The organism is Aestuariivivens insulae (assembly GCF_022662195.1).
Classification (GTDB): Bacteria; Bacteroidota; Bacteroidia; order Flavobacteriales; family Flavobacteriaceae; genus Aestuariivivens; species Aestuariivivens insulae.
This window is the reverse complement of record NZ_JAKMCS010000016.1, coordinates 45288-59469: the sequence shown is the minus strand read 5'-3', so window position 1 is coordinate 59469 and position 14182 is coordinate 45288. Positions and strand designations below refer to the sequence as shown.

Annotated in this window: 13 protein-coding genes; 8 read left to right on the top strand and 5 right to left on the bottom strand. The window is 36.6% G+C overall.

What is annotated here, in order from left to right; all coding sequences use genetic code 11:
• The first annotated feature begins 3 nt into the window (after positions 1-3).
• A complete protein-coding gene (gene gyrB, locus MR062_RS15600; RefSeq protein WP_242205957.1) occupies positions 4-1953 on the top strand; it encodes a DNA topoisomerase (ATP-hydrolyzing) subunit B in 1950 nt (649 codons plus the stop codon).
• Positions 1954-2038: 85 nt separating this feature from the next.
• Here the strand turns inward: gyrB and MR062_RS15595 are convergent, their stop codons facing one another.
• Positions 2039-2494, bottom strand: a complete 456-nt coding sequence (locus MR062_RS15595) for a hypothetical protein (protein WP_242205955.1) — start codon at positions 2492-2494, stop codon at positions 2039-2041.
• A 667-nt stretch (positions 2495-3161) separates the two neighbouring features.
• Positions 3162-4010 carry an AraC family transcriptional regulator gene (locus MR062_RS15590; protein ID WP_242205953.1) on the bottom strand — a complete coding sequence of 283 codons (849 nt, stop codon included), beginning with the start codon at positions 4008-4010 and terminating at the stop codon, positions 3162-3164.
• 95 nt (positions 4011-4105) lie between these two features.
• On the opposite strand from MR062_RS15590, the gene MR062_RS15585 reads away from it, so the two are divergent.
• Genes MR062_RS15585 through MR062_RS15570 form a run of 4 tightly spaced genes read left to right on the top strand, consistent with a single transcriptional unit; the run spans position 4106 to position 7267 of the window.
• The gene (locus tag MR062_RS15585; RefSeq protein WP_242205951.1) at positions 4106-4765 is read left to right on the top strand and encodes an NAD(P)H-dependent oxidoreductase; all 660 of its coding nucleotides are present in this window, start codon (positions 4106-4108) and stop codon (positions 4763-4765) included.
• Positions 4766-4773: 8 nt separating this feature from the next.
• Positions 4774-5754, top strand: a complete 981-nt coding sequence (locus tag MR062_RS15580) for a polysaccharide deacetylase family protein (protein WP_242205949.1) — start codon at positions 4774-4776, stop codon at positions 5752-5754.
• 9 nt (positions 5755-5763) lie between these two features.
• Positions 5764-6150, top strand: a complete 387-nt coding sequence (locus MR062_RS15575; RefSeq protein WP_242205947.1) for a cupin domain-containing protein — start codon at positions 5764-5766, stop codon at positions 6148-6150.
• 1 nt (position 6151) lies between these two features.
• Positions 6152-7267 (top strand): alkene reductase, encoded by a 1116-nt coding sequence (locus MR062_RS15570; protein WP_242205945.1) that lies wholly within the window; start codon positions 6152-6154, stop codon positions 7265-7267.
• Between the two features lie 118 nt (positions 7268-7385).
• Here MR062_RS15570 and MR062_RS15565 read toward each other — a convergent pair whose 3' ends face one another.
• From MR062_RS15565 to MR062_RS15555, 3 genes are all read right to left on the bottom strand, one after another.
• Positions 7386-7976, bottom strand: coding sequence for a porin family protein (locus MR062_RS15565; RefSeq protein WP_242205943.1), 591 nt, complete (start codon positions 7974-7976; stop codon positions 7386-7388).
• Between the two features lie 34 nt (positions 7977-8010).
• Positions 8011-8778, bottom strand: a complete 768-nt coding sequence (locus tag MR062_RS15560; RefSeq protein ID WP_242205940.1) for a membrane metalloprotease — start codon at positions 8776-8778, stop codon at positions 8011-8013.
• Between the two features lie 81 nt (positions 8779-8859).
• Entirely contained in the window at positions 8860-9918 is a 1059-nt protein-coding gene (locus MR062_RS15555; protein ID WP_242205938.1) for a hypothetical protein, read from the bottom strand.
• A gap of 202 nt (positions 9919-10120) precedes the next feature.
• Here MR062_RS15555 and MR062_RS15550 point away from each other — a divergent pair, with 202 nt between their 5' ends.
• From MR062_RS15550 to MR062_RS15540, 3 genes are all read left to right on the top strand, one after another.
• On the top strand, positions 10121-10642 hold the full coding sequence (locus tag MR062_RS15550; RefSeq protein WP_242205937.1) for an RNA polymerase sigma factor: 522 nt from the start codon (positions 10121-10123) through the stop codon (positions 10640-10642).
• A 71-nt stretch (positions 10643-10713) separates the two neighbouring features.
• The gene (locus tag MR062_RS15545) at positions 10714-11628 is read left to right on the top strand and encodes a FecR family protein (protein WP_242205935.1); all 915 of its coding nucleotides are present in this window, start codon (positions 10714-10716) and stop codon (positions 11626-11628) included.
• On the top strand, positions 11615-14161 hold the full coding sequence (locus tag MR062_RS15540) for a TonB-dependent receptor (protein ID WP_242205934.1): 2547 nt from the start codon (positions 11615-11617) through the stop codon (positions 14159-14161). The genes MR062_RS15545 and MR062_RS15540 overlap by 14 nt, the downstream gene beginning before the upstream one ends.
• The last annotated feature ends 21 nt before the right edge of the window (positions 14162-14182 follow it).

Genomic DNA, 14182 nt, shown 5'->3' with positions numbered 1-14182 from the left:
CCTATGAGTGAGAAAAAAGAAGAATTTAACAAGCATAATTATTCGGCTGATAGTATTCAGGCCTTAGAGGGGATGGAGCACGTGCGTATGCGCCCTTCCATGTATATTGGTGATGTTGGTACCAGAGGCTTGCACCATTTAGTTTATGAAGTTGTAGACAACTCTATTGATGAGGCATTGGCTGGGCACTGTGATACCATAAAGGTTACAATCAATGAAGATAACTCCATTACCACAGAAGATAACGGCCGTGGTATACCAGTAGATTTACATAAAAAAGAAGGGGTTTCGGCATTAGAAGTGGTGATGACCAAGATTGGTGCTGGTGGTAAATTCGATAAGGATTCCTATAAAGTATCAGGTGGTTTGCATGGTGTTGGGGTAAGTTGTGTTAATGCACTTTCAGAGCATTTAAAAGCAACGGTACATCGTGATGGAATAGTATGGGAACAGGAATACGAGCGCGGAAAAACACTTTATCCCGTAAAACAAATTGGGGAGACTGAACAAAGGGGAACTGTTGTAACCTTTAAGCCAGACCCAACCATATTCACACAAACGTTAGAGTATAATTACGATACTCTAGCAAGTCGTATGCGTGAACTGGCTTTCCTTAATAAGGGTATAACCATAGTCTTGACCGATAGACGTAGTAAAACCGATGATGGTGAATTTGAAGGCGAAACGTTTATGTCTGAAGAAGGTTTAACCGAGTTCGTTAAATATTTAGATGCGACCAGAGAGCCTTTAATGAAAGATGTTATCGCTTTTGAAGGCGAAAAGAATGGCGTTCCTGTTGAGGTGGCAATGGTTTACAATACCTCTTATGCAGAGAATTTACATTCTTATGTAAACAATATTAATACCCATGAAGGAGGGACACACTTAACAGGGTTCCGTCGTGGATTGACACATACCTTGAAAAAGTATGCCGATGAATCAGGTATGCTGGAAAAATTGAAATTTGAAATCTCTGGAGATGATTTCCGTGAAGGATTAACGGCAATTGTTTCGGTTAAAGTAGCTGAGCCACAGTTTGAAGGACAGACCAAAACCAAATTAGGGAATAGGGAAGTATCGGCTTCAGTGAGTCAAGCGGTATCCGAAATGCTAACGGATTATCTAGAAGAACATCCAGATGATGCCAAGATCATTGTGCAAAAGGTGATATTAGCGGCGCAGGCACGTCATGCAGCACAGAAAGCACGTGAAATGGTGCAGCGTAAAACGGTTATGAGTATTGGGGGCTTACCTGGTAAATTAAGTGACTGTTCAGAACAAGATCCAGCAAAGTGTGAGGTGTTCCTGGTAGAGGGGGATTCGGCAGGTGGAACGGCCAAGCAAGGTCGAGACCGAGCATTTCAGGCCATTCTTCCGCTTCGCGGTAAAATCTTGAATGTTGAAAAAGCCATGACCCATAAGGTTTTTGAAAACGAAGAGATTAAAAATATCTTTACAGCATTGGGTGTTACCATTGGTACCGAAGATGATAGTAAAGCCTTAAACCTTTCAAAATTGCGTTACCATAAAATCGTTATTATGTGTGATGCCGATATTGATGGTAGCCATATTGCCACCTTAATTCTAACCTTCTTTTTCCGTTATATGAAAGAACTCATAGAAGAAGGGCATGTTTATATTGCCACGCCACCATTATATTTGGTGAAAAAGGGCAACAAAAAGCAATATGCCTGGACCGATAAAGAGCGTGATGAGATTGTGGAAGGCTTTGGAGGCACAGCTAGCATACAACGTTATAAAGGTCTTGGGGAAATGAATGCAGAGCAATTATGGGATACTACCATGAACCCTGAATATAGAACCTTAAGATTGGTTCAAATAGATAATGGTAGTGAAGCCGATAGGATTTTCTCTATGCTTATGGGCGACGATGTGCCACCACGTAGGGAATTTATCGAGAAAAATGCCGTGTATGCTAATATTGATGCGTAATGTGTCTTTAACAAACATATCAATATATTGAAAAAGGCTACCGTATTTTGGTAGCCTTTTTTGTGTTATAGCTGTTTTGTTGTAGCTACAACAGCCCTAAACTTACTCGAGGCGTATTTATACGAGCTCCTACAGTAACAGAACGCCTTCTAGGGTATCTTTCGTAATAGTAATCATGGTAACCATAATAATAAAATGAGGCGTGATGGTAATAGTAATAACCATGATGACAATGGTGATCGCAGTGTTCATAGTGTTCAGCATAGGCGTCCCTTTTACCTTTCATATAGGCTCTATAGGCTTTTTTATCTCTTTTTTTCAAGTCTTTTTCGTAGTATTTTTGTTCTTCCCAAAAAGCTTCTTCTTCCGCCTTGCTTTCAGCTTCAAATTGCTGCTCGAATTTGGCGTCTTCGGCGGCTCTGTTTTGATAATATGTTTTCTTATCGACAGGTTTTTTATCAACGGCTTCAGGCTCCTGGGCATAAACTGATAATGATGCTCCTATAATAAGTGACCATACAAGTGCTTTAAATGTTTTCATAACTATAATTTTTAGGTTAATACTTGCTCTATTAAAGCTTTCTAATAATAAGACACCTTTATGTTTTTTTACCCTACGGTTTTTAATACAAAAAGAAAAATTGTGTAGTTTAGAGAATGGAAAAAGACCAACTATCTAGTCTTTAGTTGGTATAGAAATAGAAACCTACAGGAAAGTTTAAATAGATTTATGGAAATAAAGTTATTGGACATGACAAAAATTGATTTTTCTTTGGGCTCTTTGTGTGTTACTTTGTTGCCTTTGTGGTTATATAAACCACAGAGAGGCACTAAGAAGGCACAAAGTACACCGAGTGCCGATTATAATTCATAAACCGCCAAAGCGGATCTCTCATATCATTTCCATTTGTAAATTGGGCGTATAATTGAATTTACATGCCTTTTGTTATTTTTGTCATGTATTCAAGAAATCAAGCTTTAAATTGACCAGGGTTAATGCCTTTATTCTTTGGGCTCTTTGTGTGTTACTTTGTTGCTTTTGTGGTTATATAAACCACAGAAAGGCACTAAGAAGGCACAAAGTACACCGAGTGCCGGTTATAATTCATAAACCGCCAAAGCTGATCTCTCATATCATTTCCATTTGTATATTGGGCGGGTAATTGAATTTACATGCCTTTTGTTATTTTTGTCATGTATTCAAGAAATCAAGCTTTAAATTGACTAGGGTTTATGGCTCTATATTTTTTGAACATACGATTAAAATGACTGGTGTCTACAAAGCCAAGTTTATCGGATATTTCTTTAATGCTTAGGCTGCTTTGTTTTAGTAACTTTTCGGCCATAGCCATTTTGGTTTGCATTAAGTACTGTTGTATGGAAATACCAATGTGTTTTTTTATAAATAAACCTACATAATTAGCAGACATGTTAAACTCTTTAGCTATTGTTTTAAGCTTTACTAGCTCTTTATCCAAAGCATTTTGCCTAATATAGGTTAGAATATTATCTACTTTTTCCCTATCCGAATAATACAGATTTTCCTTTTTTTTCATACTCGATTTTAAGTTTCTAGAAAGAACAATCAATAGAGCGCCAAATAATTCTGTTAAAACATTTCTACTATAGGGCCTTTTATTATTTAACTCATTTTTTATTAATTGATACAGTCCGAATAATTGTGCCTTGTCGTCATCATTACTAATAATGCTTTCGGCTATGACATTAGAATGAAAGATTACGGTTTCTAAATTTTTTCGCCAATACGAACTCGAAGTGAAACTTGACTTTTCAATAAAAAACTGCTCTGTAAACTTTATAATTCCAAATTTAGAAGGTTTGTCAACAATAAATTCATGCTCGTCTTTTGGGGTTAAGAAAAAAAGATCCCCTTCACGGTAATCTATGATGCTATCGTTTAAAATATGCTGGCCACTACCTTCAAGAATATAGGTCAGTTCATAAAAATTGTGTTTATGTTTTGGGTATCCCCATTCGTTTATAGCCTCAAATTCAAGTAGATCAAGCGCTTTGTTTATGAAAAATCTTTGAGTCATTTAGATAATGTATTTATACAAATATAACATGTATTTATACAATATTTTAATGATGGCTCATTTAGATATTTGTAACAGAAATAAACACAATAATTATGATTGATAAAAAGCAAATTATTCAAGCATTTGAGTATAGACATGCGTGCAAGATTTTTGATGTTAACAAAAAAATAAGCGAAGAGGATATAAATTTCATTCTTCAGACGGCAAGGTTATCACCTAGTTCATTTGGATTTGAACCTTGGCATTTTCTTGTTGTTCAAAGTCCGGAACTAAGGAGTAAGCTAAAAGAAAGTGCCTGGGGAGCTACCGCTAAACTAGATACGGCTAGCCATTTTGTAATAGGGCTTACCATGAAAGCGCCCCTTATGAAATACAATAGTAGTTACATCCATGATTTTATGCTGAATAAGCAGCAATTGCCTGAAAATGTGGTTGAGCAAAAAGGGAAAATGTATGAGGCATTTCAAAAAAGTGATTTCGATCTGTTGGATGATAGAAAACTATTCGATTGGGCCGCCAAACAGTGTTACATTGCCTTAGGTAATATGATGACAAGTGCCGCTATGATTGGTATTGATTCCTGCCCGATAGAGGGATTTAATCAGGAAATAAGTAACAAAATACTCAAGGAGGACTTGGGTATTGACACTAGGTTATATGGCATTTCTTATATGGTAGCCTTTGGCTATCGCGTAAACGAACCTAGGCCAAAAACAAGAAGGCCCATTAATGAAATAATCACTTATAAATAATTAATACAATGATGAAGCATAAATTAATAATTGCAGTACTATGTGTTTTGGGCTTATCGGCTTGCCAACAAGCAAAAACACAAAAAAGACCGCCCCAAGAGAAAGTAATGGCAACAAGGATCAAAAAGAAAAGTTATTGGCCCAATGAAGCCCAATTGGTTATTTCTTTCTCCATGCAGTTTGAAACGGGAGGACAGCCTGAAGGTGCCGAAAGCCCATTTTCAGGAAATCCGTTACCTAAAGGAAATCCAGATATGCCCGCGGAAAGTTGGTTTCGTTATGGGGCGAAAGAGGGCGTCTACAGAATGTTGAATCTCTGGAAAAAGCATGACGTTCATGTCACCTCGCATGTGGTGGGAGAAGCAGCCATTAAATATCCTGAAGTAGCGAAATCTATTGCAGATGGCGGACATGAAATTGCAGCGCATGGCATTGCCTGGAGCGACCAATGGAATATGAATTATGAAGATGAGCTACAATTTATAAAAAAAGGAATTGATACGGTCGAGTTCATTACAGGGCAACGTGGTCGAGGGTATAATGCCAATTGGCTTCGAAGGGGCGTTAATACGTTAAAGGTATTGCAAGACCTTGATTTTCTTTACCATATTGATGATTTAAGTCGGGATGAGCCCTTTGTAACAATGGTACGTGGCAAAAAATTTGTGGTAATGCCCTATACCTTAAGAAATAATGATATTGTAAATATAGAAGGAAAACATTGGAGTCCAGATCAGTTTTTGTCTCAACTCAAAGCCGAATTTGACCAATTATATGCCGAAGGTGCCGCACAAAGAAGGATGATGAGTGTAAGCCTTCATGATAGAATAGGAGGGGCACCAAGCGTTGTTAATGTAGTTGACCAATTTATTGCATATGCCAAAAGTCACCAAGGCGTAGTTTTTATGCGCAAAGACGACATTGCAAAAATGGTTAAGGACGACCCCGATACACCAATCGATAATTCAGAAATGAAATATAATCAATAAGAAATGAAGATGAATACTATAAATCCGGTAGGTAAGTGGTCTTCCTTTTGGACAGAAGAATTGAAAAGCGCACTTAAAACCCATCAAAATAATACACAAGTGGGGGAGACATTGGTTTTAGAAACCAGCACGTTTAAGGTTTGGAATATCCATTTGCCAAAGGGGGCATCGTTACCCTTTCACAAACACTCTAAGCCTTATTTTTATACAGCCATAACCGCTGGGAAGTCACGCTCCTTTTATAATGATGGCAGTATAAAAGAAATTGAATATAAAGCTAATGATATTACATATTTTCATGACTTAAGTGATGGGAATTGCTTTATTCATAACTTGGAAAACATTGGAGGGACCACATTAATATTTACAACGGTAGAATTTAAAACACAAACATAAAATGACATACCCAAATCTTTATAAGCCTTACCAAATGAATGGTAAGGCATTGACAAATCGTTTTTTAATGGCCCCAATGACCCGTTCAAGGGCTACACAGCCAGGAGATATCCCCAACAAATTAATGGCAGAGTACTATGGGCAAAGAGCATCGGCAGGGATTATAATTACTGAAGCTACACAAGTTTCCTTGCAGGGAAAGGGCTATGCCAAAACGCCTGGTATTTATACGCAAGAGCAAATTGAGGGCTGGAAATTGGTAACCGATGAAGTACATAAAAAAGGAAGCAAAATCTTTTTGCAACTGTGGCATGTGGGACGCGTGAGTTCGTCAAAAGTAAATGGCTTGCAACCTATTGCGCCTTCTGCAATACCGGCAAAGGAAACCAAGGTCTATATTTTTGATGGTGCACCAAATGGTGATGCCACTTTTGTTCCTGTTGAAGAACCAAAAGAAATGACACAAGAAGATATCCATCAGGTGGTCGCGGAGTTTGCACAAGGCGCAAGAAATGCTATGGAAGCTGGATTTGATGGTGTAGAAATACATGGTGCCAATGGCTATTTAATCGATCAGTTTTTAAGAAGCAATGCCAATAAACGTACCGATGGCTATGGAGGAAGCAAGGCCAATAGGATACAGTTGCTATTAGAGATCACACAAGCGGTTATAGATGCTATAGGAAAGAATAATGTTGGTGTTCGCCTATCGCCATTCATTAGTTTTAAAGATATGGTAGATCCTGAAATATTAGACACCATTATGTTGGCTTCGCAAGCGCTTGAAAAAATGAATATTACCTACATTCATTTGTGTGAAGCCGATTGGGACGATGCCCCTAAAATACCTGATAGCTTTCGGGTTGAATTACGAAAAAGCTTTAGCAATACCATTGTTGCCACCGGAAACAAAACTCCAGAACAGGGCGAGGTTTTATTGGAACAAGGCTTGGTTGATTTAATTGGGTTTGGACGTAAATTTTTAACCAACCCCGATTATCCACAACGCGTAAAAATTAACGCGCCCGTGAATGAAATTAGTGATACACATACCTTGTTTGGTGGTGGTGATACAAGGGGTTATACCGATTACCCTTTTTTAAGTAATATAAGTTAAACCAACATAAAGAATGGTTTCTCTTTAAGGGTTTAGGAAGTAGAGTTTATTTAATTTTGGTAGGGAAAACTATAATTAAGAGAATAAAAAAAAGGCCTTTATAAGGCCTTTTTGTGTATCAAAAATCGAATCCGATTGAAAATTGCCAAACCCTATTTTTAGGGCTGCCATCATCGTAAATGTTACCTAATCCCAAATGGTAACGTACGCCTAGGCTAACACCCGAATCGGTCTTAATACCGCCACCAAAGTTTATTCCCCAATCAAAATTTTGTGGGTCGAATTCTTGGGAGGTATCGAAAACCCCAAAATTATCATCAAAGGTTTCCTTGTGCGATATGGCAAGGCCAACTTGGGGACCAACCTCGAGATATAGATTGTTGCTTAAATAAGGTTTAAGCATTAGCGGTACATTGATATAGTCTATTTTTTGGGTAAAAGCCCCTCCACCATCTTCTATTTTATATCCTTGTTGGGCGTATAAAAGTTCGACTTGCATTGAAAAGTGATTACTTAAAAAAGACTCGCCATAGAAACCAAGATGAAAGCCGTGACGTTGCCCAGTTTCACCATCTCCATTAAAACTAACGGCAGCAAGCGAGTAACCGCCTTTTAGACCAAAATGAGATGTGTTTGTATTTGAATCTTGCGCAGGGATGCTTAGGAAAGCACTTAAAAAAATAAGTGCAGTAATATAAATTGTTTTCATTTTTATGGGTGTTTGATTTGGGTAGTGTTAATTTTTATTTGCCACCATTAGCCCGTAAATCGGCAATGCATTGAGCATCCAATTCGGGTACAGCAGTTGTGTTGCCAATACGAACATAAGATTCTGTTGCCCAATACATAAGGCAGTCTTCTACATTGCAATGGTGTTCATGCTCAGCGTCTTCATGATCGGTCTGCATGGGGGATCCTAAATTTGTAAGCCCTAGAATATGACCAAACTCATGGTTGATAACAGTGGATTCCAAAAGGCTTCTGCTAGGCTCTAATGGACTATTGCTTAAGCCTTGTATGGTTTCCTCATAGATAACAAAGGAGGTGTTCCAATAGGCCGTACCAAGAATAACATTTTCACTGGTATCCTTATCGGATTTGCCATCGGTAAAATAGGCCCAAATGGCAATGGTATTATTGGTATTATAATTTTTTCTCTCCTCACGTTCTATGTCAGCAATCTCTTCAATAGAATAGGTTTCTTGTCCAAGAGAAGCAATGGCACGTTTGTTAACCGTAATTCCTGAAGGTTTATGGGCATATTTGGTTAAAAACGAAACAAAATTATCTACAGTTGTTTGTGTAGGTTCATAGCCTTCAACATAAACCAGCTCTATAGCCATACTCTTGAATGTATTGTCTGATAAAATGGCGTTGGCAGAACTTCCGGTACTTTGCCTGTTATTGAATACATTAACATTAGAACCGTCGGGGTTAACGGAATCGTCTTTTGTACATGCACTTACTATAAATAATAGGAAGGTAACGGCTATTAAAAGTCTGTTGTTCATGGGCTTACTTTTATTTAACAAACAGCTACCTGTTTAGGTAGCTGTTCAATATTAACTAACGCTATAATTACAAATCTAGTTTTAAATTTTGGATAAAACCAATGTTGTAGCTGCATTTGTGGTGCTTTGTAACGATATTGAGGTTTGTGAGTAGCTGGTAACTTCCCAAGTTTTGTTCAACAATTCAAACGTTGCGTTACCGGTAAAGGTTAACTGTAAGAACACTTCCAGTTCAGATGTTACTTTATAAGTCCCTTCAACATCCTGGGCAGTTGCATTTACTGTGTTTTTAGCCAAACAGGTTAGGTCGTTTGCAAAGTCTATGGTGTAATTGGCATAATCGTTAGCCGTATTGACTCCTGCAGTAATAAACGATTCTACTTTATAGGTGCCTTCAACAATTATGGCTTCTAGTTCATCGGCATTGTCTTCTGCTTCTTCCATGGCATCGTCATTAGCTAAACATTCACTAATTTTTGATTGTAAATCCATGTCACTGGTAATTTCGAATGTACTACTGCTGTCTCCACTAAAACTGGCTGTTATAGGATAGTTAACAGCAAATAATTCGTCGTCACCAAAGTTGTTCATATAGGTGTATAATTGCTGTTCAGATTCAATAACAACACTGCCAGTTTGTTCTAGGTTTAGGCTGTAAGTTAAAATCGTAATAGGAAAATCGATATTTAAACAATTAATGGCATCATCAGCTTGTTCTTCTGCTTCAGTACAAGCATCCATAAGAGCATCATATTCAGCTTGATTGGCGACTTGCACTTCAGTATAATTACTAAGTTTTACGCTAAGTGGAAACTGAAACGTAATAACGTCGTCATCATTAATTAGTTCTCCAAGGATATTTAAAACTAAATTGTAATCGGACTCGGTGATTAATGTTATTTGGGTGTCATTTACCGTAGCGGTAACAGGTAAGATGATTGACGAACAGGACATGCCATCCAGAAAATCGTCAAAACTACCATCGTACATCGATGAACGCTCCAGGTTATTAGCGGTTGGCGATGTTGCCGAATTGGTATTTGGGTTTTGTCCGTTTTCACTATCAATTTCATCTTGACATGATGTTAAGCTAAAAATTGATGTTAATAAGATTAAGGTTAATAATTTAAACGTTTTCATGATTTCAATTTTTTTGGGTTATAAATTTTTCTTTTTCATAGCGATTTTTTCGCTTTCTGTATTTAAGACCCCTAGCTTTTAATTTACCCTACGTTTTTTTAATTTTTTTTAGTTGTAATTTATTATGTTGTTGTAAATCAGTGGTTTAAAACTTAAAATTTTATTTCTATTTTTGTCCTTATAAATTGTTATTTTTGAATATATGGGCACTTCCAAATCGAAACTTTGCCAAGAATCTTATTTCAATTCTTTTTATTTAGAACATATTCAATCACTTAGCAATTTTGCGTTTTATAAGTGTGGTGATAAGGCTGCTTCCTTAGATTTAGTTCAAGATGCGTTTTCAAAAGTATGGGAAAATTGTTCTAAAATAGATTTTACAAAGGCAAAAACCTATTTGTTCACAACGGTCAACAATCTTTTTTTAAATAGGGTGAGGCATCAAAAAGTTGTTTTAAGCTATGCAAAAGATTCACCATATATAGATCAAACAAATTTAAGTCCCGAGTATTTATTGCAGGAAGATGAGTTTAAACAAAAATTACAACAGGTAATTTCCGGTTTAAGTGAGGAGCAGCGCGAAGTATTTCTATTGAATAGGATTGAAGACAAGAAATATAGGGAAATTGCAGAACTCCTTAATATATCCCAAAAGACAGTTGAAAAAAGAATGTCTGGAGCCTTGAAAATACTCAGAAAGAAGTTAGAAGGGGTGGATATTTAATAAAAAAAATAAAAAAAGCGTAGGGTAAAAGAATTTATGAGTGTCTAATAGTTGTAAAGCGTCCAAATTACATGAGTAAAGAAAACGACATATTAAAATGGTTTAACGGTGAAATTTCTACTGAAGAGATTAAAACCTTATATCCGGATGAAGATTTTTCCGTTCTGGAAAAAGCTGGGTTTTATGCCAAACAAATAGCCGTGCCAGAAGTGGATGCAGACACAGCCTTAGCTGATTTTAAAACCAGAACCTTTAATAAAAAGGCTCCTAAAGTTATTCCTTTAAACTATAAATCGTTTTTAAGAGTGGCCGCTGTTTTAGTGCTTATGCTAACCTCGGCTTACTTTTTGTTTTTTAATGGCACTACATCCTATAATACGGCCATAGCGCAAACAGAAACGTTTAGCTTGCCGGACAATTCGGAGGTGATATTAAATGCGCAATCCAAACTAACATTCAATAAAAAGGAGTGGAAACACAGCAGAACATTAAGGTTAGATGGGGAAGCTTTCTTTAAGGTAACCAAAGGTAAATCGTTTACGGTCAATACCAAAGTAGGGCAAGTACAGGTATTGGGGACCCAATTTAATGTTAAAGAACGTGATAAATATTTTGAAGTTCAATGTTATGAAGGTTCGGTGCAGGTAACCTATGGCTCTGAAAAAGTGATACTAAAACCAGGAAAAAGTTTTAGGGTGGTTAATGGAACAATAAAAAAACCTAACGATTTTAACGCTCAGGAACCATCGTGGCTATTGCAAGAATCCAGTTTTGATGATGTCCCGCTATGGCAAGTTATCGATGAACTTGAAATACAGTATAACATTACAATTGATGCCTCAAAAGTAGATGCCTCAAAAACATTTTCGGGTAGCTTTACGCATAAGGATAAAAATTTAGCCCTACAGTCTGTCACCATACCACTTAGGTTGAGCTATAAGATAAGTGGGAATCATGTAGCGTTTTATAACTATGGATCTAACTAAGCACTTTTTAATTGTTTACTTATGTTTTAGTGGTATTTCTTTTGGTTTTCAATCTCAAGACAAAATACCACTATTAGACCTTTTTGTGAAATTGGAAACTAAGTTTGATGTGAAGTTCTCCTATGCTACAGAAGATGTAAGGGATGTTATGGTCAACAAACCAAACGATGCGGTGACACTTCAAAGCATTATAGAGGCACTAAATGAGACGACCCATTTAAATTTTAAATTCCTTAGCGAACGTTACATAACGGTTTCCACCATAAACAAAACCATAACCGTTTGTGGTACACTTATATCAAATATAGATAAAACCCCTTTAATGGGGGCATCTGTTTTAGTCGATAAAACGTCAAAAGGAGTGATTACTGATAGTAATGGAGCATTCCAGTTATTAGAAGTTCCAATAAACCAAACCTTAACGATATCCTATCTTGGTTATGATACCTTAACATTTAAGGCATCGGATTTATGGAAGGTAGAAGAAACATGTAAGACCATAATTATTAATGAAAAAAGCGAAGCGCTTAACCAGATTTTAATAGCTAAGTTTTTAACTACCGGTTTACAAAAACGTGTAGATGGAAGTACCATTTTAAATACGGAGAAATTTGGAGCACTACCAGGGCTTACCGAGCCAGATATCTTGCAATCCATACAAGCGCTTCCGGGAGTTGAAAGTATAGATGAAAGTATAACCAATATAAATGTTAGGGGAGGTACCAGTGACGAAAATTTAATTCTTTGGGATGGTATAAAAATGTATCATTCGGGGCATTTCTTCGGACTTATCTCTGCCTATAACCCATACCTAACCAGTAAAGTTGAGGTAATTAAAAATGGAACGTCCAGTGAGTTTAGTGATGGTGTTTCAAGTACCATAAACATGCATACCAAAAATGAGTTAAGCCATAAGTTTATTGGAGGGCTTGGTGCTAATTTAATTCATGCCGATGCTTTTTTCGAAATACCAATCAGTAAAAAACTGGCATTACATATTTCTGGAAGGCGTTCGTTTACAGATATTTTGAGCACACCTACATACGATAATTATTTTGAACGTAGTTTTCAGGATAGTGAGATTACAACAAATAGCGAAAACATTAGTGATGCCGAGCAATCTTCAGACTTTTTCTTTTATGATTATACTGCAAAATTACTTTTTGATTTTAATGAGAACCATAAATTTAGAGCAACTTTTATAGAAATCAATAATAACCTGGATTACGTAGAAAGCTTTCAAAATAGTGAAGGGGGCACAGAATCTAAAACCAGTAATTTAGGACAGGAAAATTTAGGTTTTGGTGCTAATTGGAATGCGACTTGGAACCACAAGTTTACAACACATTTAGAGGCGTTCTATTCAAAATATAATGTAGATGCAACCAACTATAGAATTGAAACAGACCAAAGGCTTACGCAAGCTAATGAAGTACTGGAAACAGCCGTTAAATTTAAAGCCAATTATAGCATAAATAATAACTTGAACCTCTTAAGTGGATATCAGTTTAGTGAAACGGGCATACTGTACCAAACAACGGTTAGTGCACCATCTTACGATAGGACCAAAAAGGATGTTTTATTAAACCATGCGCTTTTTAGTGAAATGGAATACAGAAAGGGTAACACGTATTTACGCTTGGGCTTACGGGGGAATTACTTTCAAAAGTTTAATAAGTTTATTGTAGAACCGCGTCTAAATTTTAGGCAAAAATTATCACAGCAGTTTGCAGTAAAGGTACAAGGTGAATTTAAAAATCAGTCGGTAAACCAAAAAATAGATTTCCAAGATGATTTTTTAGGTGTTGAAAATAGACGATGGATTATTGCAGACGAAAAGCAAATTAAGATATCCAAAAGCAAACAGGCTTCTGCGGGATTTGAGTTTAACCATAAAAATTGGTTGATAGATGTTGAAGGCTTCTATAAAGTGGTTGAAGGGATTACGGCTTCCAATCAAGGGTTTTATAATAACTTCCAATATAATAATGCGCAAGGGAGTTATATGGTTAATGGCATCGAGTTTTTAATGAACAAAACAGCCAATAATTACAGTGCTTGGGTGAGCTATACTTATAGTGTTAATGATTATGAGTTTAAGGCTATTACCCCATCGGTGTTTCCCAATAATGTAGATATTAGACATTCGATTTCCCTGGCGTTCAATTATAATATTTTAAAAGATTTAGAATTGTCTATTGGCGGTATTTGGCGTTCAGGACAACCTTATACCAAACCTGTTGCGGGTAATGAAACGGTGCAGGATGGCAATAACACTAGGGTGAACTATGATACGCCCAATAAGGAAAATGTAGAAGACTTTATGCGAATGGATGCATCGATTAAATATGATTTTAACCTTTCGGAATCTGTTTTAGGAATATTAAGGGTAGGGGTTTTAAACCTTTTGGATAGAAAGAACAGTATTAACAGATACTATGAAGTAAACCCTGAAGATTCCAATTCGGCCGTTCAAATCAATAATGTGTCACTCGGGTTTACTCCAAATGTAAGTTTAAGAGTGAATCTTTAAAAGAATCATAAAAAACAAAAT